This window comes from Devosia sp. (genome assembly GCF_028290625.1).
Taxonomy (GTDB): domain Bacteria; phylum Pseudomonadota; class Alphaproteobacteria; order Rhizobiales; family Devosiaceae; genus Devosia.
This window is the reverse complement of record NZ_JAQGJM010000036.1, coordinates 37,958-57,211: the sequence shown is the minus strand read 5'-3', so window position 1 is coordinate 57,211 and position 19,254 is coordinate 37,958. Positions and strand designations below refer to the sequence as shown.

21 protein-coding genes and 1 tRNA gene are annotated in these 19,254 nt (G+C 62.6%); 5 read left to right on the top strand and 17 right to left on the bottom strand.

All coding sequences use genetic code 11. The features are described from left to right. Positions 1–2: 2 nt before the first annotated feature. The 14 genes from JWR51_RS20170 to JWR51_RS20105 form a co-directional block, all read right to left on the bottom strand. Positions 3–1,295, bottom strand: coding sequence for a folylpolyglutamate synthase/dihydrofolate synthase family protein (locus JWR51_RS20170; RefSeq protein ID WP_299751832.1), 1,293 nt, complete (start codon positions 1,293–1,295; stop codon positions 3–5). Between the two features lie 267 nt (positions 1,296–1,562). Continuing rightward, positions 1,563–4,070, bottom strand: a complete 2,508-nt coding sequence (locus JWR51_RS20165; RefSeq protein ID WP_299751829.1) for a methyl-accepting chemotaxis protein — start codon at positions 4,068–4,070, stop codon at positions 1,563–1,565. 124 nt (positions 4,071–4,194) lie between these two features. Continuing rightward, positions 4,195–5,172, bottom strand: coding sequence for an acetyl-CoA carboxylase carboxyltransferase subunit beta (locus JWR51_RS20160; RefSeq protein ID WP_299751826.1), 978 nt, complete (start codon positions 5,170–5,172; stop codon positions 4,195–4,197). Between the two features lie 242 nt (positions 5,173–5,414). Next, positions 5,415–6,239, bottom strand: a complete 825-nt coding sequence (gene trpA / locus JWR51_RS20155; RefSeq protein WP_299751823.1) for a tryptophan synthase subunit alpha — start codon at positions 6,237–6,239, stop codon at positions 5,415–5,417. After that, entirely contained in the window at positions 6,239–7,453 is a 1,215-nt protein-coding gene (gene trpB / locus JWR51_RS20150) for a tryptophan synthase subunit beta (protein WP_299751820.1), read from the bottom strand. Before trpB ends, trpA begins: the two co-directional genes overlap by 1 nt. Positions 7,454–7,513: 60 nt before the next feature. Next, entirely contained in the window at positions 7,514–8,161 is a 648-nt protein-coding gene (locus tag JWR51_RS20145) for a phosphoribosylanthranilate isomerase (RefSeq protein WP_299751817.1), read from the bottom strand. A 36-nt stretch (positions 8,162–8,197) separates the two neighbouring features. Beyond that, positions 8,198–8,560, bottom strand: coding sequence for a lipopolysaccharide assembly protein LapA domain-containing protein (locus tag JWR51_RS20140; RefSeq protein WP_299751814.1), 363 nt, complete (start codon positions 8,558–8,560; stop codon positions 8,198–8,200). 30 nt (positions 8,561–8,590) lie between these two features. After that, the gene (locus JWR51_RS20135) at positions 8,591–8,872 is read right to left on the bottom strand and encodes an integration host factor subunit beta (RefSeq protein ID WP_299727988.1); all 282 of its coding nucleotides are present in this window, start codon (positions 8,870–8,872) and stop codon (positions 8,591–8,593) included. A 37-nt stretch (positions 8,873–8,909) separates the two neighbouring features. Beyond that, positions 8,910–9,869, bottom strand: coding sequence for a signal peptide peptidase SppA (gene sppA / locus JWR51_RS20130; protein ID WP_299751812.1), 960 nt, complete (start codon positions 9,867–9,869; stop codon positions 8,910–8,912). A gap of 65 nt (positions 9,870–9,934) precedes the next feature. Then, positions 9,935–10,342, bottom strand: coding sequence for a BrnA antitoxin family protein (locus JWR51_RS20125; protein ID WP_299751809.1), 408 nt, complete (start codon positions 10,340–10,342; stop codon positions 9,935–9,937). Beyond that, positions 10,251–10,550 (bottom strand): BrnT family toxin, encoded by a 300-nt coding sequence (locus tag JWR51_RS20120; RefSeq protein ID WP_299751806.1) that lies wholly within the window; start codon positions 10,548–10,550, stop codon positions 10,251–10,253. Before JWR51_RS20120 ends, JWR51_RS20125 begins: the two co-directional genes overlap by 92 nt. 48 nt (positions 10,551–10,598) lie before the next feature. After that, entirely contained in the window at positions 10,599–11,105 is a 507-nt protein-coding gene (locus JWR51_RS20115; RefSeq protein ID WP_299751803.1) for a GNAT family N-acetyltransferase, read from the bottom strand. 71 nt (positions 11,106–11,176) lie between these two features. Continuing rightward, positions 11,177–12,904, bottom strand: coding sequence for a 30S ribosomal protein S1 (rpsA, locus tag JWR51_RS20110; RefSeq protein ID WP_299751800.1), 1,728 nt, complete (start codon positions 12,902–12,904; stop codon positions 11,177–11,179). Positions 12,905–13,082: 178 nt separating this feature from the next. Next, on the bottom strand, positions 13,083–13,730 hold the full coding sequence (locus tag JWR51_RS20105; RefSeq protein ID WP_299751797.1) for a (d)CMP kinase: 648 nt from the start codon (positions 13,728–13,730) through the stop codon (positions 13,083–13,085). Between the two features lie 349 nt (positions 13,731–14,079). Here JWR51_RS20105 and JWR51_RS20100 point away from each other — a divergent pair, with 349 nt between their 5' ends. Beyond that, positions 14,080–14,490 carry a TIGR02300 family protein gene (locus JWR51_RS20100; RefSeq protein ID WP_299751794.1) on the top strand — a complete coding sequence of 137 codons (411 nt, stop codon included), beginning with the start codon at positions 14,080–14,082 and terminating at the stop codon, positions 14,488–14,490. Positions 14,491–14,630: 140 nt separating this feature from the next. Beyond that, positions 14,631–14,706: transfer RNA gene (locus tag JWR51_RS20095), tRNA-Ala, on the top strand. 339 nt (positions 14,707–15,045) lie between these two features. On the opposite strand, the gene JWR51_RS20090 is transcribed toward JWR51_RS20095, so the two are convergent. Further along, on the bottom strand, positions 15,046–15,390 hold the full coding sequence (locus tag JWR51_RS20090; RefSeq protein ID WP_299751791.1) for a VanZ family protein: 345 nt from the start codon (positions 15,388–15,390) through the stop codon (positions 15,046–15,048). A 55-nt stretch (positions 15,391–15,445) separates the two neighbouring features. Next, entirely contained in the window at positions 15,446–15,760 is a 315-nt protein-coding gene (locus JWR51_RS20085) for a hypothetical protein (protein WP_299751788.1), read from the bottom strand. A gap of 18 nt (positions 15,761–15,778) precedes the next feature. Between JWR51_RS20085 and JWR51_RS20080 the strand changes: the two genes are divergently transcribed. The 3 genes from JWR51_RS20080 to JWR51_RS20070 all read left to right on the top strand — a co-directional run bounded on the left by JWR51_RS20080 (position 15,779) and on the right by JWR51_RS20070 (position 18,725). Next, positions 15,779–16,930: a crosslink repair DNA glycosylase YcaQ family protein gene (locus JWR51_RS20080; protein ID WP_299751785.1), complete on the top strand. Its 1,152-nt coding sequence runs from the start codon at positions 15,779–15,781 to the stop codon at positions 16,928–16,930. Positions 16,931–17,046: 116 nt separating this feature from the next. Beyond that, a complete protein-coding gene (gene pncB / locus JWR51_RS20075) occupies positions 17,047–18,354 on the top strand; it encodes a nicotinate phosphoribosyltransferase (protein ID WP_299751782.1) in 1,308 nt (435 codons plus the stop codon). Between the two features lie 125 nt (positions 18,355–18,479). Further along, positions 18,480–18,725 (top strand): hypothetical protein, encoded by a 246-nt coding sequence (locus JWR51_RS20070; RefSeq protein WP_299751780.1) that lies wholly within the window; start codon positions 18,480–18,482, stop codon positions 18,723–18,725. A gap of 267 nt (positions 18,726–18,992) precedes the next feature. On the opposite strand, the gene JWR51_RS20065 is transcribed toward JWR51_RS20070, so the two are convergent. Further along, on the bottom strand, positions 18,993–19,214 hold the full coding sequence (locus tag JWR51_RS20065) for a hypothetical protein (RefSeq protein WP_299751777.1): 222 nt from the start codon (positions 19,212–19,214) through the stop codon (positions 18,993–18,995). Positions 19,215–19,254: the final 40 nt, after the last annotated feature.

The following is a 19,254-nucleotide window of genomic DNA, read 5'->3' as shown; positions in this document are numbered from 1 at the left end:
CCCTAATCGGGGATCGTGCCGTTGCGGTGCAGGACCTGGCCCGCGAGGTAGAGCGAGCCGGAAATCACTACGCGGGCATTGGGTATGGCCGCGGCGCTTTTGAGGGCCGCGTCGATCGACCGGCTGGCGGCGGCGGGGAAGCCCGCACCGCGCAAGGCTTCGGCGATGAAGGCGCCCTTGTGGGCATTGCCTTCGCCGGGAATGGTCAGCGTCAGGATGCGCTGCGCCATGCCGGCAAACGGGGCCAACACATCGGCAGGGACGCGAGTGTTCATCATGCCCATGATCAGCACGAGCGACGCCGGTCGGGCGGTGTTCATATCGGCCAGCGCCCGGGCCAAGGCGCGCGTGCCGTGGGCATTGTGACCACCATCGAGCCACAACTCGGCGCCGGGGCCGAGCAGATCGCGCAGCGGGCCGTGCAGCGACGATAGTCTTGCCGGCCAGACCACAGTCTGCAGGCCCTTTTCAATCGCAGCGCTATCGACCGGCAGCTTAAAATGGCGCACGGCCGCAATGGCGGTGCCGGCATTGTCGAACTGGTGCGCGCCGATCAGTTTGGGGCGCGGCAGGTCGAGCAGCCCATCCTCGTCCTGGTAGACCAGGCGGCCATCCTGTTCATAGGCATCGAAATCCTGGCCGGCGACGAAGGGCGTGACCCCGAGGCGGCGTGCGACCCTGTCGATGCTGGCGAGGCCTTCATCGGCCTGGCGGGCGATGACGGCGGGCGCGCCACGCTTGAGGATGCCGGCCTTCTCCACCGCGATCTTGCCGATGGTATTGCCCAGAAACGCCATGTGATCGAGATCGACCGGGGTGATGATGGTGCCGAGCGGGTGCTTGATCACATTGGTGGTGTCATAGGTGCCGCCCATGCCCACTTCGAGCAGCACGTAATCGGCGGGGGTTTCGGCAAACAGCACGAAGGCGGCCGCTGTGGTAATTTCGAAATAGGTGATGTTCTGGCCGGCGTTCACAGTCTCGAGCCGCTCCAGCACGGCATTGAGGCGGCGGCTGGTGACCAGCTTGCCGGCCAGGCGAATGCGCTCGTTGAAGCGCACCAGATGGGGCGAGGTATAGACGTGGACCGATTTGCCTGCCGCTTCCAGCATGGCCCGCAGGAACGCGACGGTGGAGCCCTTGCCATTGGTGCCGGCGACATGGATCACCGGGGGGAGACGGTCCTCGGGATTGCCGAGGTCCTTGAGCAACCGCTCAAGCCGTTCCAGGCCCAGATCGATCAGCTTGGGGTGCAGGCCCGAAAGGCGCTTGAGAATGGCATCGGTACGCGACATGAGCAGGTCCGGATCATGGAAGCGATCTGGTAGCGCCGATTTGCCGTGGGCTCAATGGGGTGTTCTCAGGGAGCACTCAATCCCTTCTTCCTTCCCGCCGACTTGATCCGCGGGCCTCCCGCAGCATGTGCCGGGTTAAGAGTGACCCGCGGATCAAGTCCGCGGGAAGGACGGTGGGTGGGGTGGCATTGGGGCAATCGCAGCTCTACCAGTAGCCCTCATGGTGAGGTGCGAGTGCTTACGAGCCTCGAACCACGAGGGCGTGCCTCAGAACTCATTCCAGTCCTTATCCACGGCAATCGCAGTATTGCCGCGCTTCAGGTAGGTGCCGGCGACGGCTTTGAGTTTTTGCTGGATGCCGCGCGCGCCAGTGGACTGGGGCACGGCGACCGGGCGCGACGGGGCACGGGCGGGAGCTTCGGCCAGCGTGAAGATATCGACGATGCGGTCGAGTTCGCTGGCCTGGGCCTCAGTCTGCTCGATGGCGGCGTTGGTTTCCTCGACCAGCGCGGCATTGTGCTGGGTCATTTCGTCGAGGACCTGCACGGCGGTGCTGACTTCCTCGATCGACAAGGCCTGCTTGCGGCTGTCGCGCGAGATGGCTTCGAGCGCCGCGGTATTGTCGCGGATGGCGCCCAGCATGCTGGAGATCTTGGAGGCGGCGTCGGACACGAGCCGCGATCCACCGCGCACTTCATTGGCCGACTGCTCGATCAGCGCCTTGACGTCCGACGACGCGCTGGCGGCCGATTGGGCCAGCCGGCGCACTTCAACGGCAACCACGGCAAAACCCTTGCCGGCATCGCCGGCGCGCGCGGCTTCGACCGAGGCGTTGAGCGCCAAGAGGTTGGTCTGGAAGGCGATGTCGTCGATCAGGCCGATAATGTTGGAAATCTTGGCCGAGGACTGCGTGATGCGCTCCATGGCATCGTTGGCTTCGGCCATCACGGCGCCCCCGGCTTCGGCGGTCTTGGTGACAGCCTGGGCCTGCACACTGGCCGATTCGGCCTTCTTGGCGTTCTCGGCCACGGTGTTGGCGAGCTGTTCGATGGCGGCGCTGGTCTCTTCGATGGTGGCGGCCTGCTTGGTGGTGCGTTCGCTCAGGTCATTGGCGCCGGAAAGGATTTCACCGGTGGCGGTCTTGAGGGCGCCCGAGGTATTGCGGAGCTGGCCGACAATGTCGCCGAGCTTTTGCGCCACCGCATTGGTGTCGTCCTTGAGGCGGGCGAAGGCGCCTTCATACTCGCCATGCACGCGCAGGGTCAGGTCGGTTTCGGCCAGCGCGGCGAGCACCTGGCCGGTTTCGCCAAGGCCACGATCGACGGTTTCGACCAGGGCGTTGACGCTCTTGGCCAGACCATTGAGTTCGGCATCGGGGAACTGGGTTTCGACGCGCTTGGAAAAATCCCCCGCAATGGCGGCATCGACCACGTCGCCGAAGGCGCTTTGCAGGCTTTGCATCATCGCAATGCGGTCGGCACGGCGGGCGATCGATTGGGCGGCCTCCGCCTCGGTCAGCTCGGTGACCTTCTGGCCATTTTGGCGGAACACTTCGACGGCGCGTGACATGGCGCCCAATTCGTCGGTGCGGCTGGCCCCTTTGATGCGAATATCCAGATTGCCCTGTGCCAGCTCCTGCATCGCCCCAGTCAACAGCGTGATCGGCCGCGTGACGCTGCGCGAGAACAGCCAGCCAGCCAAGGCCACGACGGCCAGCAGGGCGGCGCCGATGGCAAGCATCATGTTGCGCATATTGACCACGGGGGCCAGCACCTCGCTCGTGGCCATCACGGCGACCACGGCCCAGTTGCCGACACGGGTGGTGACCGGTGCGGCGGCGATCAGCATTTCGGTGCCGCGATAAGCGGTGGAGGTGCCTTCGCCATTGGTGCCGGCAATGGCAGAATCGAGTGCGGGAGCGGCAAAGCTGGTCACCAGCGCATCATTGCCTTCGGTAAAGATCGAATCCGAGCGCAGCAGCCCATCGGGGCCGACGACCAGCGCCTCGCCCGTCTCGCCAAAGCCGGTGCGGTTGCCGATGACGGCGTCGAGCCGTTCGGAGGGCAGCTGGATGGCCAGCACGCCGACCTTGCGGCCGGTAGCGTTGAACACCGGCTTGGCAAAGAAGCTGGCCGGCAGGCCGCCCGCCGCCGCATAGGGGGCGAAATCGGCAAAGACCAGATCGTCCGGCGTTTCGATGGCTACGGCCTTGGCGAACACCTGGCCCAGTGCCGATGACGCCATGGGACCATCGACGAAATTGGTGCCGAAATCGGCGGCCTTGTCGACCGAATAGACCAGCGAGCCCTTGAGATCGAACAGATACAAGTCGCGATAGCCGCGCGCCTTGATCTGGCTGCGATAGCCCGGATGGAAACGGGTGTGGGTGACGTCATAGGTGCCGGTGGTGCCCAGGGTATCCAGCGCCGCCAGATCGTCCTTTTTAGGATTGTTGGTGACGTAGAGGGTGCGCACTTCCTCGGTCGGGTTGACCTTGAAGCTGAGCCAGGCGCCGCCGAAATCGCGCAAAGCCTGCACCGTGGCTTCGGAGCGCGAGGTGGCGGTCAGGTCGTCCTCGACCGATTTGAGGTAGGTCGACACCTGCGTGGCGCGTTCGGACGCGAGGGTGAGGAGCCGGCTTTCGGCGGAGCTGCGCAGCGCGCTCGAGCCGATCAGATAGCTGGCGCTACCGACGCCGATACTGACCAGCAGGGCCGAGCCGATCAGCGCCAGCGGCAGTTTGCGGGCGATCGACATCGAACGGAATTTGAACATGTGGCGTCCCCTCGCGATTGCCCCGGCCGGCGCGACGCGAGCGAATGCGCGCTGAGCTCTTTGGCAGCGCGCAATAGTACCTGAAACGATATTAAGTGCCGGTAAAGGACGTCCGGCCCGGAATTTATTCGGCGTGCGCGGCCGGCGGCATCAGGGCGAGATCGTCGTCGCTTTCGGCGGCGGCCGCTGCATCGCGCAGGCTGACCCGCGTGGTGGTAGTCATGGCCGAGGAGGCTAGTTCGTCCACCGCCTCATTGCGCATCAGAATGCCGGCGAGCGAGCCTATTGTGGAGCGCAGCTTGTGGCGATGCACCACCATATCCACCATGCCGTGCTCGAACAGATATTCGGAGCGCTGGAAGCCCTTGGGCAACTTTTCGCGGATGGTCTGCTCGATGATACGGGCACCCGCAAAGCCGATACGCGCGCCGGGCTCGGCAATGTGGATATCGCCCAGCATGGCATAGGACGCGGTGACGCCACCGGTGGTGGGATCGGTGAACACCACAAAGAAGGGCAGGCCGGCTTCCCGCAGGCGCAGCACCGCCACTGTGGTGCGCGGCATTTGCATCAGCGAGAAAATGCCTTCCTGCATGCGCGCGCCACCCGAGGCGACGAACAGCACGAAGGGGGTCTTGCGGCTGGCAGCTGTTTCGAGCCCGGTGATGATGCCCTGCCCCGCCGCCATGCCGAGCGAGCCGCCGATGAAATCGAAATCCTGCACCGCCACCGTGGTGTCGCGGCCATAGAGCTTGCCCAGGGCGACGATGACGCTGTCATCGAACCCGGTCTTGACGCGGCCTTCCTTGAGGCGGTCGACATAGCGCTTCTGATCGCGGAATTTCAGCGGATCGACCGGCACGGCCGGGATCGGCACCAGGCTATATTTACCATCGTCGAAGAAGGTTTCCAGCCGGTCGGCCGGCTTGATCTTCATGTGGTAGCCCGAATTGGGCACGACCCACTGATTGGCTTCCAGATCGCGATAAAACACCATCTCGCCAGACTCGGGGTCCTTGACCCAAAGGTTTTCCGGCGTCTCGCGCTTGTTGGAGAGGAACGAGCGGATTTTCGGGCGGACGAAATTATCGATCCAGTTCATGAGCGTGAGCCCTCGTGGAAGTCCAATGCGCTTCAGCTAAGCGTCAATTGTGGCGAATGTTATCAGGATGGAATGGGGATGGCAAAGCTGGGGGACGAGTTATGCCACGCCCTCGTGGTTCGAGGCTCGTAAGCACTCGCACCTCACCATGAGGGCTACTGGGCAATCGCCGCTCTATCAGTAGCCCTCATGGTGAGGCGGGAGGCAAAGCCGACCCTCGAACCACGAGGGCGTGTGGCGAGCTAGCCCCGCGCCCGCTTCACGCCTGCGAACAGGTCGGCGACCAGGTCACGCACCGCGCCGACTGTCTTGTCCGTGGCCTTGCCATCCACCAGCGAATTGGCGACGGCCTCGACCAGCACCGTCCCCACGACGATGCCGTCGGCATGCCTGCCGATGTCGGCGGCGTCGGCGGCGGTCTTGATGCCGAAACCCACCGCGACGGGCAGGTCGGTATGGCCCTTGATGCGCTCGACGGCGTCACTGACGGCCCCGCGCGACTTGATGGCGGCGCCGGTCACGCCGGTCATGGAGACGTAATAGACGAAGCCCGAGGTGTTCTTGAGCACGGTGGGCAGGCGCTTGTCGTCGGTGGTCGGGGTGGTGAGCCGGATGAAATTGATGCCGGCGGCCAAAGCAGGCAGGCACAGTTCATCGTCTTCCTCGGGCGGCAGATCGACGACGATCAGGCCATCGACACCGGCAGCTACCGCAGCGGCGAGAAATTTATCGACGCCCATGGAATAGATCGGGTTGTAATAGCCCATCAGCACGATGGGCGTAATCTCATCCTTGCGGCGGAAATCCTCCACCATGGCGAGTACGCCGCGCAGGGTCTGGCCGGCCGCCAGGGCCCGCTGGCCGCCGAGCTGAATGGCGACGCCATCAGCCATCGGATCGGAAAAGGGGATACCCAGTTCGATCATGTCGGAGCCGGCCTGCGGCAGGGCCGCGAGAATGGCCTGGCTCGTCGCCAGATCGGGATCGCCGGCCATGACATAGGTCACGAGCGCAGGGCGATTTTCGGCTTTTACCGCGGCGAAGCGGGTGGCAATACGGGTACTCATTATTTCAACAATCCCAAATACTTGCCGACCGATTCGACATCCTTGTCGCCGCGACCGGACAGGCACAGCACGATCGACTGATCCTTGCCCATGGTCTTGGCGACCTTCATCAGCAGCGCCAGCCCGTGCGCCGATTCGAGCGCCGGGATGATGCCCTCGAGCTTGGTGCAAAGCTGGAAAGCCTCGAGCGCTTCGTCGTCGGTGATCGGCGCATAGGTGACGCGCTTGGTATCGTGCAGGAACGAATGTTCGGGGCCGACGCCGGGATAATCGAGGCCAGCCGAAATCGAATGGCCTTCGAGGATCTGGCCGTCCTTGTCCTGCAGCAGATAGGTGCGGTTGCCGTGCAGCACGCCGGGGCGGCCGCCGGTCATGGAGGCGGCGTGGCCGTTTTCGACATCGATGCCGTGCCCGCCGGCTTCGGCGCCAAAGAGAGCGACCGAGGAATCATCAAGGAAGGCGTGAAAACTGCCGATGGCATTAGAGCCGCCGCCAACGCAGGCGACCACGGCGTCGGGCAATTTGCCCTCGGCCTTCTGGAACTGGTCCTTGATTTCGGTGCCGATCACCGACTGAAAATCGCGCACCATTTCGGGATAGGGGTGTGGGCCGGCGGCGGTGCCGATCAGGTAATAGGTGGTGTCGACATTGGTGACCCAATCGCGCAGGGCCTCGTTCATGGCATCCTTGAGGGTGCCGGCGCCGGCAGTGACGGGACGCACCTCGGCGCCCAGCATGCGCATGCGCAGCACATTGGGCATTTGCCGCTCGACGTCGGTGGCGCCCATGAAGATGACGCAGGGCAGGTCGAACTTGGCGCAGACCGTCGCCGTCGCCACGCCATGCTGGCCGGCGCCGGTTTCGGCAATGACGCGGGTCTTGCCCATGCGCTTGGCCAGCAGAATCTGGCCCAGGCAATTGTTGATCTTGTGGGAGCCGGTATGATTGAGCTCTTCGCGCTTGAACCAGACCTTGGCGCCGCCGAGATGCTCGGTGACGCGCTTGGCGAAATAGAGCGGGCTGGGGCGGCCGGCATAATTGATGGAGAGATCGCTGAGTTCGGCCTTGAACTCCGGATCGATCTTGGCGGCGCGATAATGGGCTTCCAGATCGAGGATCAGCGGCATCAACGTTTCGGCGACGAAGCGGCCGCCGAATTGGCCGAAATTGCCGAACTCGTCGGGGCCGTTGCGCAGGGAATTGATGCCGTCCATGTAGTTTAGCCTAACCTTGAATTGCGGCCGCTTCCGGCCCAAGGCCAGGAGCAGGCTGCGCTATTGAGCCGCCCGCGCGTTGCGGATGAAGGCTTCGATCAGCCGCTTGTCCTTGACGCCGGGCGCGGTTTCCACGCCCGAGGACACATCGACCCCGAATGGCCGCACGGTGCGGATGGCTTCGGCGACGTTTTCTGGCGTCAGGCCCCCGGAAAGCATGAAGTCGAGAGCGGGGTCAAGCGCCTTGAGCAGGGACCAATCGAAACTCTCGCCCAGCCCCCCGGGACGGTCGGCGCCCTTGGGGGGCTTGGCATCGAGCAGGATGCGGTCGGCGATCTGGGCGAAGGCGGCCACATGGGCGACGTCGTCGGCCCCACCGATGGGCAGGGCCTTCATGATCTCGACCCCGGCCTCGGCGCGGATGGCCTCGACGCGGTGGGGGGTTTCGGGGCCGTGCAGCTGGATCCAATCAGGCCCGAGCGCAGCGATTTCGGCGACGCAGCTATTGTCGGGATTGACCAGTACCACGCAGGTTTGCACCCGGCCGCGCGCTTCGGAGATGAGGCTGGCCACCTCCTCGATGGTGACATGGCGCGGCGAGCGCACAAAATGCATGAAGCCGACCATATCGGCGCCCGCCTCGATCGCGACCTCCAGCATGTCCGGAGTTTTGATCCCGCAAATTTTGACGATCAGAGGTTCGGCCATGGGGGCGTCAGGCTCGTGGGGTTGGAGAATGAGGGATCATCGCAGTTCCAGCAGATCATCGACCTCGCCCAGCGGCGCGCCGGAGGGATGGCGCTGGCTCTTGCGCAGGGCTTCGAGTTCGCCATTGAGCACCTGCGCCTCGCGCCGCCAATGACGTTCGCGCTGGCGATGCTGGCCCTGGGCGAACCAGGTGGCGATGCCGCCCAGCATGACGCCGACCAGCAGCACGACATACAGCACCAGAAATAGCGGCACGCCATAGCCGGGTTGCTGCAGCACTTCGGGGGCGACGAAGGGATTGAAATTGAGAGCGACGAACTGCCGGTTCGCCAAGGCAAAGACGATCAACAGCGCGCACAAGGGCACCAGGACCAACCAGCCGACGATGCGCTTACCCATGCCTTCGTGTGCCTTAATCGCCGAGCGCCGCTATTCGCGGTTCAGCCGCTCGCGGATTTCTTTGCCGGCCTTGAACTGGGGGACGTATTTTTCGCCGACATCGACCTGTTCGCCGGTGCGCGGATTGCGCCCGACGCGCGCCGGACGGTTCTTGACCGAGAAGGCGCCAAAGCCGCGCAGTTCCACGCGATCGCCGCGTGCCATGGCGTCGCCGACCTCATCGAGGATGGCATTGACGATATTTTCGATGTCGCGCTGAAACAGATGCGGATTTTCGGCCGCCAGCTTCTCGACGAGTTCGGATTTGATCATCGCCTACTCCGGTCGTATTGCGTTTCGAGCCCCTCGCTCAGAGCGCCGCGCCAACCTGCCAAAGCGAGACCAGCCCGTCAAGCGTGATGGGGCCCGCGGCGGGAAGGCCGAGCGCGGATCGGGCCTGTCCATTGGCGAAATTTGCCAGCCAGCCGAAGCCCTGCTCAGGTTGCGGATAGGCGGTGACTACTTTGAGATCGGCCGGAACATCGCGGTCCGATTCCAGCCAGGAGATGGCTTCGAGCTCGCCGCCGATCTGGTCGATCAGCTTGGATTGCACCCCGACGCGGCCAGTCATGATGCGGCCATCGGCCAAGGCCAGCGTTTCGGGGCGGGTCAGGCCGCGCCGTTCGGCAACGACATCGACGAACCACTGGAAGCTGTCATCGACCAGGGCGGCAATCGAGGCGCGCGGCGCGCCCTCCATCGGCTCGTCGAAATCGGGCTCGGCCTTGAGCGGGCCGGAAGCGACCTTGTCGAGATCGACCCCGATGGTGTCGAGCAGCTTGCCGGCATTGACATGCTGGTAGAGCACGCCGATGGAAGCCACGATCGACAGGCGCCGGGCGAAAATCTGGTCGGTGGCGATGGCAGTCATATAGGCGGCCGAGGCGCCAAGCTCCTTGATCACCGCGACGACGGGCTTTTTGGCGCGGAGCTGGCCGAGGGCTTCATACAGCTCCTCGCCACCCGCCGTGGTGCCGCCGGGGGAATTGATGGCGACGATGACGGCCTTGACGCTGTCGTCCTCGGCCAGTTCATTGATGGCTTCGAGCCGCTCCGGATCTGTGGCGATAGTGCCATCCACGACCAGCCGGGCTATGTGATCGCCGACCGGAGTATTGGAAAAGGCGAAGCGCCCGAGCAGCGCCAGCACCGCAATGGCCAGCGCCACGAAGGCCAGCACGCGCCAGACGCCACGTGAGCGGCGATAGGTTTCGGCAGCGACGACGCCATGGGCGTCAACAGGGCGAATAGGTTCGGGCTGATCGGTCACGGGCGCCTCGCGGAACTAGAGTGCGCTGGAGGTAACGCTGCCACTGCGGCTTTGCAAGGCGGCGGTCACAGCGCCTTCTTGGCCGCCCGGCGTTCCTGGGCCACCACATAGGCGCGCAGCGCCTTGTTGATGTCGGTCTGATAGCCCTTGCCGTCCTTGGCATGGCGCTTGAACCAATCGAGGATATCGGCATCGAGCCGGATGGTCAGTTGTTCCTTGAGCGCGCGGGCGTAATAGGGGTTGCGGATGCCATTTTTCCAGGCTTCCTCGTCCAGAACTGGAATATCGGACGTGTCGATGTCTTCGTCGCGCATGTTAGCGAGACGCCGAATCTGCTCCCGCTGCTCTTCGGTCAATGGCGGGGGATTCAGAATATCGAATTCACTCCTGACCCAGACGGGCTCGGTCGTATCGGCGTCGTTCAGGTGGGGTTGCGTTTCGCGCCGAGATAATGCGGATGATCTCTTCGCCATTCTTCTCACCTCGATATGTATGGGCCACGACTATTACTCTTAGCCCGTCGATTAGCGCCGTAATCTGCCATCGCTCTTCGCCATCGACGTAACGATCCTGATCGAAAATCGCATATGGATCTCGAAAGGCCCTCTGGGCCAATGCGAAATCAACATCGTGTTTGGCGTTATTGATCCGGTTTTTATTCTCGTCCCATACGAACCGCACGCGTCGCCCCCTTCGCGTAACTACAGCAATGTAACTACAAAACTGTAACTACACAAGCGGCTTGACCATGAACCTTGCCGTCGCCTCGTAGCTTGCCAGCTTCTCCGCCAGCTCGGAAGCATTCACCACGCGAAAACCGTGCTTGTGCCAGAACGGTTGGGAGCCGTTGACCGCAACGAGGCTGAGATTGGGGAAACCGCCAGCGCGGGCATGGTTGATGATGTCGCCGACGATCATGGCGGCAGCGCCGGTGCCGCGGGCTTTGTTGAGCAAAGCCAGGTCGTGCAGGTAATAGGTCGAGGCGTCGGGCGGAATGGCGCCGAGGCGCGAGTTCAGCGCCGGCAGGGACTTGAACGTCCATGGATGGCTGATGAGGTAGCCGGAGGGAATGCCGCCCAGCTCTAGGAACCGCGCGCCGTCTGGATAGAGCCGCTGGCGTTCGGCGAGAACTGCGGTGTCCTCAGGGAAATCTGGATGCACTATGGCGGCGATCGCCTCGACCATGGGCAGGTCGAGCGTGCTCAAGGCTCGCCAGTGAATGCCGCGATGATCCATTTGCCCCCCGGCTTCTACAAAAAAGCCCGCGCTCGGAAGCGCGGGCTCGATCACGTGATCAGCAACCAGGATTACTTCTGGTCGCGATCCTTGAGGGCAGCGCCCAGGATGTCGCCCAGGGAAGCGCCCGAATCGGACGAACCGTAGTTGGCGACGGCTTCCTTTTCCTCGGCGATTTCGAGCGCCTTGATGGAAAGGGAGATGCGCTGGGTCTTGCGATCGTACTGGACGACGCGGGCGTCGACCTTTTCACCCTTGGAGAAGCGTTCCGGACGCTGATCGTTACGATCGCGCGACAGGTCGGCCCGGCGGATGAAGGCAGTCATTTCGCTGTCAGCGATGCGCACTTCGATGCCGCCTTCGTTGACTTCGGTCACGGTGCCGGTAACGACAGAACCCTTGCGGATGCCGCCATCGGTGCTGGTGTCACCCGAGGCAGAAGCGGGAGCCGAGGACGAATTCTCGCCGGTCGACAGCTGCTTGATACCAAGCGAGATGCGTTCCTTCTCGACATCGACATCGAGCACCTTGGCGGTGACCATGTCGCCGCGATTGTAGTCTTCGAGCGCGATTTCGCCCGACTTCTGCCAATCGAGATCGCTGAGGTGAACCATGCCGTCCACATCGCCGTCGAGGCCGATGAACAGGCCGAATTCGGTCTTGTTCTTGACTTCGCCTTCAATGGTGGAGCCGACCGGGAACTTCTCGGCAAACGATTCCCATGGGTTCGCCAGTGTCTGCTTGAGACCGAGCGAGATACGGCGCTTGTCGGGATCGACCTCGAGCACGACGACTTCGACTTCCTGGGAGGTCGAGACGATCTTGCCGGGGTGGACGTTCTTCTTGGTCCAGCTCATTTCGGAGACGTGGATCAGGCCTTCAATACCGGGCTCGAGTTCAACAAAAGCACCGTAGTCGGTGATGTTGGTGACGCGACCAGTGAACTTCGAGTTGATCGGGTACTTGGCCTCGATGCCATCCCACGGATCGGCCTGAAGCTGCTTCATGCCGAGCGAGATACGGTGGCTCTCGTGGTTGATACGCACGATCTGGACCTTGATGGTCTCGCCGATGGTGAGCACTTCGGTCGGGTGATTGACCCGGCGCCAAGCGATATCGGTGACGTGCAGCAGGCCGTCAATGCCGCCGAGATCAACGAACGCACCGTAATCGGTGATGTTCTTGACCACGCCGTCGACAACCTGGCCCTCTTCGAGCTGCTGGACGATTTCCGAACGCTGTTCAGCACGCGACTCTTCGAGGATGGCACGACGCGAGACAACGATATTGCCGCGACGCTTGTCCATCTTCAGAATCTGGAACGGCTGCGGCACATTCATCAGCGGCGCGATATCGCGGATCGGACGGATGTCCACCTGCGAGCGCGGCAGGAAGGCGATGGCGCCTTCGAGGTCGACCGTGAAGCCGCCCTTGACCTGATTGAAGATGACGCCTTCAACGCGTTCGTTATTGTTGTACATGACTTCGAGCTTGACCCAGCTCTCTTCACGACGGGCTTTTTCACGGCTGAGGACGGCTTCGCCCAGCGAGTTCTCGACGCGGTCGACATAGACCTCGACGATCGAGCCCACCTTGATGGTGCCGTCACGGCCAGCCTGGCCGAATTCCTTGAGCGCGATGCGCCCTTCGGTCTTGAGACCGACGTCGATGATCGCCAGATCCTTTTCGATGGCAACCACGGTCCCCTTGACCACGGCACCTTCCAAAGGCTCATTGTCGATGAACGAGTCCATCAACAGCGATTCAAAATCTTCTTTGCTCACAGTTTGCTGTGCCAAATTCAGTTCTCCAGAGCGCCGGTGGTTTGGGGTTGAGCCATTGCCAGAAACGGCGCCCGCCTGCTGAATGGATCAGCAGCCGGCGCGGAGGCGTCCGTATCGAAACGGCAATGGAATTGGGTCTAGGTCCTGCCTGGTCGCTGGGTGACTGCGAGGAACGAAAGCCGCAAGGAGGAAATTAGAACTTTTGGAGTTCTGCCTTGCGCGCCATGGTTCCATCGACAATCGCGATGGCGGCACGGAGTGCGGCTTCTATATCGAGAAGCGTGGTGTCGAGCAAGTGCGCGTCATCCGCTTTATAAAAGCCGCCGTTGGGATTGGCCATGTCACGGGCGTCCCGTTCTTCTATCTGGTGATAGAGGGCGTATCTGTCAACGGCCTGGCCGCGCGCTTCGAGCTGGCGGGCGCGGCGTTCCATGCGCGATTTGCTATCGGCCTGGATGAACAGTTTTACGTCGGCTTCCGGGCAGATCACGGTGCCGATATCGCGGCCGTCGAGTACGGCGCCGCTGTCTTGGGTGGCAAAGTCGCGCTGATAGTCGAACAGCGCCCGCCGCACCGCGCCGATCACCGCGACCTTGGAGGCGAGCGTGCCGATCTTGGCGCTGAGCAGGAATTCAGGATCGATATCGCCTTCGTCCAGCGTCATGGCGGCGGCAATGGCGCGCTCCTCGAACTCGTCACTGTTCTCATAGGCTTCCACCGCCCGGCCGACGGCGCGGTAGAGCAGGCCGGTATCGAGATAGGGCAGACGGTAGTGCCGGGCCAGCCCGCTGGCGAGCGTGCCCTTGCCCGAAGCGGCGGGTCCATCGACGGCGATGATCACCTGCAGTCCCCCTTAGCTGGTCGGCTCATCCTTTGGCACAATCAGCAGGCCCGGAGAAAGCCCAATCCGGAAAATTCTTGTCGTCGTGACGCGTGACAGCCTATCGGGTCGATCAGCAGACTGGAGCCGGAGCTTTGCTTATGGACGAGGCTGGGCGAAGATGGCCGGTGCGCCCGACATTGCAACGCGGGGCGGGTCTGCGCATTTTCGGTTTGACAGGGTTATGGTTTCCCCCTAACCGGACTGACCGAAGCGGGCCCGGCCCGCGCACATTTTTCGATCCAAAGCGGGCTTGCCCGCCCATTCGATCCCAAGCGGGCGCAGCCCGCCCATTCAATAAGGAACCTCGATGGCTAGTTCCGAACGCGGCACCAAACGCACCGACCCGGAGACGGGCAAGAAGTTCTATGATTTGGGGAACGATCCGATCGTGTCCCCCTATACGGGCAAATCCTATCCGCGCTCGTATTTCGAGACGGTCCTAGCCGCCAAGCCCGCCCCGGCCATCGTCCGCAAGGTCGCTGACGAGGAAGACGAGACGGAAGAAGAAGAGGAAGTCGAAGACGTCGCAGCGCCCGAGATCGTGTCGCTGGAAGACGCCGACGCCGAAGAATCGGGCGAGGAAGAAATTCCCGATACCGAGGACGTCGACGTCGAAGTTGACGAAGAGCTGGCCGACGACGAGGAAGACGTGTTCCTCGAAGAAGAAGACGATGATGACGACCTCGCCTTTGACGTCGGCGGCGACGACGACCGCTGATTCATAACGATTTTTCCCCGGTTTGAGGCTCAAACCGGGGATACAAAAAAGTGTCAAATAGGCACTTGCGTGTGCGGGAAGCCTACACTAGGTTGCGCCACGCGTCGGTAGGGAAACATCCCGCCGGACGCCCATGGAATGGGGCCTTAGCTCAGCTGGGAGAGCGCTTGCATGGCATGCAAGAGGTCAGCGGTTCGATCCCGCTAGGCTCCACCAGCCTTCGCTGCTCCGCGGCTTCGGCTCGGCAGGCCCGATAGGGCATGACGAGGTTGCGCGGAACAATCAGGCGAAGGCTGTCGCGTCGTAGCTGCAACGCAGCGTAGACGGACTGATGTCATCCACAAACACGATTGAATCTGCAATCCGGTTTAGCCGGCATATGCAACGTTCCGACAGTCTTTCATTGTTTACGAAACGATGGGAGGCCCTGAAAACTACCACGTCATTCCCGCGCACGCGGGAACCTATTCGGTGTCATCCGAGTGGGTTCCCGCATGCGCTGGAATGGCGCCGCGAATAGTGAGGCGTCGTGAGCCTTCGCGGTTGTGGACAAGGTCACCTCGCGCGGCGCGCGATGATCTGGTCAACGAGCCAGCCGATCGCCAGTCCCATGGCGGCGCCGGCGAATTTGGCGAGGGCGTCGGCCTCGCGGCCATGGCGATCCGGACGAAGGTTTTGCAGCAATTCCAGCCCGAAGGTGGCGCAGACCACCACCAGCACGGCCCACCAGATGTGTTTCGGATAGGCCAGGGCAAACAGGAACCCCACAATCATGAACGCCACGGCGCGTTCGAATTGCGGTGGTGCGCCGCTGACCGGGCGCATGTCGATAGGCCCGACGGTGATGATGGCGATGATGATCAGCGCCAGCCAGGCAGCCAGAATTGCGATTCGGTTCATGAGATTGTCATAGCCGTTGCGCGGTCTGGTGAAAACTGTTGCGTCGCATGGATTGTCATCGGGATTGCGGCAGGACGGCCAGCAGCCGCGCCACGGCCAGGCTGCGGGCCTCGTCGCCGGGCAGGCCAATCGATGAACGCTCGACCTGCAGCAAGTGGGCGGCGATGTTTTCGGGTGTTGCGGCGCGCTGAACCATGGCAACGATGGGCCAGACGTAACTGTCATATTCGCCCGGCGGGCCACCGGTTTCGGTAATGCCGATGGGGTCCCATTGGTCGAGCAGGATGGCGCGAATGGCTTTGAACAGGCTAATTTGAGCTGCGTCGCGGATAGTCTTCCTCCCGCCGTTACGGCCATTCACCTCCAGCATATTGCGCAGGATTTCGCAGTGTCAGCCAAAAAACTCTCTCATGCCATCGAACCTGCCTTTGCTCGTGCCATCTGGCTGCGGGCGCAGCGGCTGGATACGTCCAATCCGTTCGGCGAGGGACCGGAGGCGACGCGGCGGGCGGTCGAGCATCTGGGTTATGTGCAGATCGACACCATCAATGTGATCGAGCGCTGCCACCATCACATCCTTTACTCCCGCATCCCCGATTATCGGCGCGCGCACCTGACCCAGGCGCAGTCGGTGGATAAATCGGTGTTCGAATACTGGACCCACGCGCTGGCCTATGTGCCGACGCGCGACCTGCGGTTTTTCCTGCCGGCCATGAAGGCCTATCGGGCCAAAGGTGGCGGCTGGTTCGGCAGCGTCACCCCGGCCGAGATCAAGAAAGTGATCAAGCGGATCAAGAGTGATGGGGCGCTGTCGATCCGCGATATCGACGATGACGAACTGGTGGAAAAGGATCATCCCTGGGCCAGCCGCAAGCCGTCCAAGCGGGCGCTGCAACTGGCGTTCTACCAGGGCCTGGTAACGATCAGCGCCCGCCAGGGCATGCTCAAGAGCTACGAGCTGATGGAGCGGCATTTCGGCTGGGAGCAAGCGCCGAAGCCGCCAAGCTCAAGACAGGTGGCCGAGTACCTGCTGGAGCGGGCGCTGACATCGCAGGGTGTCGTAGGTCTGGATTCAATCTGCCATCTCGACGCGCCCAGCAAGCCGGCGGTCCGGGCACTGATCGAGAACCGGGTGCGGCGCAAGCTGCTGGTGCCGGTGCATCTGGAGCATGTGCCGAAAGCGCAGCACTGGGTGGCGCCCGAAGTGCTGGAGGCGGTGCACGAACCGGCGGGACTGGTGCATATCCTGTCGCCGTTCGATCCGCTGATCATCCAGCGCAAGCGGCTGAGCGCGTTTTTCGGCTATGATCATATTTTCGAGGCCTATGTGCCGGCGGCCAAGCGCCAGTACGGCTATTTCGCCCTGCCGGTGCTGGTAGGCGACCGCATCGTCGCGGCGCTGGATTTGAAGACCGACCGCGCGGCGGGTAAACTGCTGGTGCAGAAATGGACGTGGCTGGAGGACCAGAGCGTCGAGGTGAAGGCGGCGATCGAGGACGCGCTGGGGCGGTTCGAGCGGTTTCAACTGGGGCGAGAGTAGGCCCAAAATCCTTGAGCCACTCACTCCCAACCGAACGGTTCTGGCCGTTCCGCACCTTTCCATCATGGCTTCAGCACGCTAAAAGCGTGGCGCATTTTTGAGCAGGCGGGATCCCGATGGCGACGTATACCGATATTGCCCGGCGGGTTTACAACCACACCTGGAAGCTCGATCCGATCGTGCGGAGCCTGCTCGACACGGACTTCTACAAGCTGCTCATGCTGCAGATGATCTGGGGGCTCTATCCCAAGGTCAACGCCACCTTCTCGCTGATCAACCGCACCAAAACCGTGCTTTTGGCCGAGGAAATCGACGAGCAGGAATTGCGCGCCCAGCTCGACAACGCCCGTAGCGTGCGGTTTTCCAAGAAGGAAATGATCTGGCTGGCGGGTAACAGTTTTTATGGCTCCCAGCAGATTTTCGAGCCAGGGTTCCTGAAATGGCTCGAAACATTCAGCCTGCCGGAATACCACCTCGAAAAGCGCGACGGGCAGTTCGTGCTGGAATTTGCCGGCTCGTGGCTCGAAACCTCGATGTGGGAAATCCCGGCGCTGGCGATCATCAACGAGCTGCGCAGTCGCGCGGCGATGAAGCATTACGGGCCATTCGCGCTCGACGTGCTCTATGCCCGCGCCAAGGCCAAGATGTGGGAAAAGGTGGAGCGGCTGCAAAAGCTGCCCGATCTCAAGATTTCCGATTTCGGCACCCGCCGCCGCCACTCGTTCCTGTGGCAACGCTGGTGCGTCGAGGCGCTCAAGGAAGGCATTGGCGAGGCCTTTAGCGGCACCTCCAACGTCAAGCTGGCGATGGACAATGACCTCGAAGCGCTGGGCACCAATGCGCACGAGCTGCCGATGGTGCTGGCCGCGCTGTCGAAAACCGACGAACAGCTGATCGCCTCGCCCTACCAGGTGCTGCAGGACTGGGAGAGCTATTATGGCGGCAATCTCAAGATCGTGCTGCCAGACGCTTTTGGTACCGATTCGTTCCTCAAGCACGCGCCCGACTGGGTCGCCGACTGGACCGGGTTCCGGCCGGACAGTGCCCCCGCCATCGAGGGCGGCGAGCGCATCATCGCCTGGTGGAAGGAACGCGGCCGCGATCCGCGCGAAAAGCTGCTGATTTTCTCGGACGGGCTGGACGTCGACATGATCGAGGAAGCGTACCTGCATTTCGACGGCAAGGTGCGCATGGCCTTTGGCTGGGGCACCAACCTGACCAATGACTTCGAGGGCTGCTCGCCCGATCTCAATACCGGTCTCGATCCGATTTCGATCGTCATCAAGGTCAGCGAGGCCAATGGGCATCCGGCGGTCAAGCTGAGCGACAATCCGGCCAAGGCCACCGGGACGCCGGAGGAAATCGCCCGCTATCTGCGCCTTTTCGGCGATGCCGGCAGGGTGGAACATGCCGTAAAGGTGTGATGCGGCGGGCACAGGGTAAGAATAAGTTCCACTGTGGAGAACTTCCGGGCGGCATGCGCCGTTAAGGAGGCGTGAACCATCCGCGACTAGTTTCCGGCGCGGGGGCTCCCACAGGAGCCAAAGCCTTGCCGCATGAACTGATCGACATTGCCGTGACTGAAAAACATGACCACCCCCACCTCAAGGGCAGGGTGACCGGCAAGGTGCGCGTGATCCTGCGCGAAAGCCTCGATGGCCACGAGACAGACCACGAACTGTTCATTCCGGTCTGGGCGCAATTCGCCGAGTCCAAGAGCGAGGGCGACGTGGACATGGCACTGATGCTCAAGGCCGCCGCCATCGTGACGCGGCTCAAGGCCAATCTGGGGTAGGTGAATTTGCCATTGGAGTGGGCGAGCTCCAAATCGGCGCCCAGTTATCGCCTTCTCACAACCGCGCATCCCATCTCCGCCTTCCCGCGGACTTGATCCGCGGGCCACCCTCAATCTGGCACGAGTGGCGAGAGGCCCGCGGGTCAAGCCCGCGGGAAGGGCGGTGGGTGGGGAAACCAATGCAGCGAAACAGCGCAACGGCGAGTCTAGATGCACCGTGGCGGCGTGGCCCAGGGGCGGCAATTGAATGTTAGCGGCGAGAGGGCCTTAGAGCCCGAAGATTTCCGGCTCTTGGGGCTCGGGATGGCGGTAATGCGGGGCCTTGGCGAAGTGCATGGCCTTGGCGCGAAGCACGGCGTCGTAGCGACGCTTCTCGTCGCGCACGAACCACACGATGGTCCAGCCGACAATCAGCCACATCGCCAATATCTGTCCGATCATCACCATCATCGTCGCCTCCTGAACCGTGCCGACGATATAGCTAATCAAAGCTTAACGCCCAAGCGGAGGCCGTCGTTAGGCTTAACCC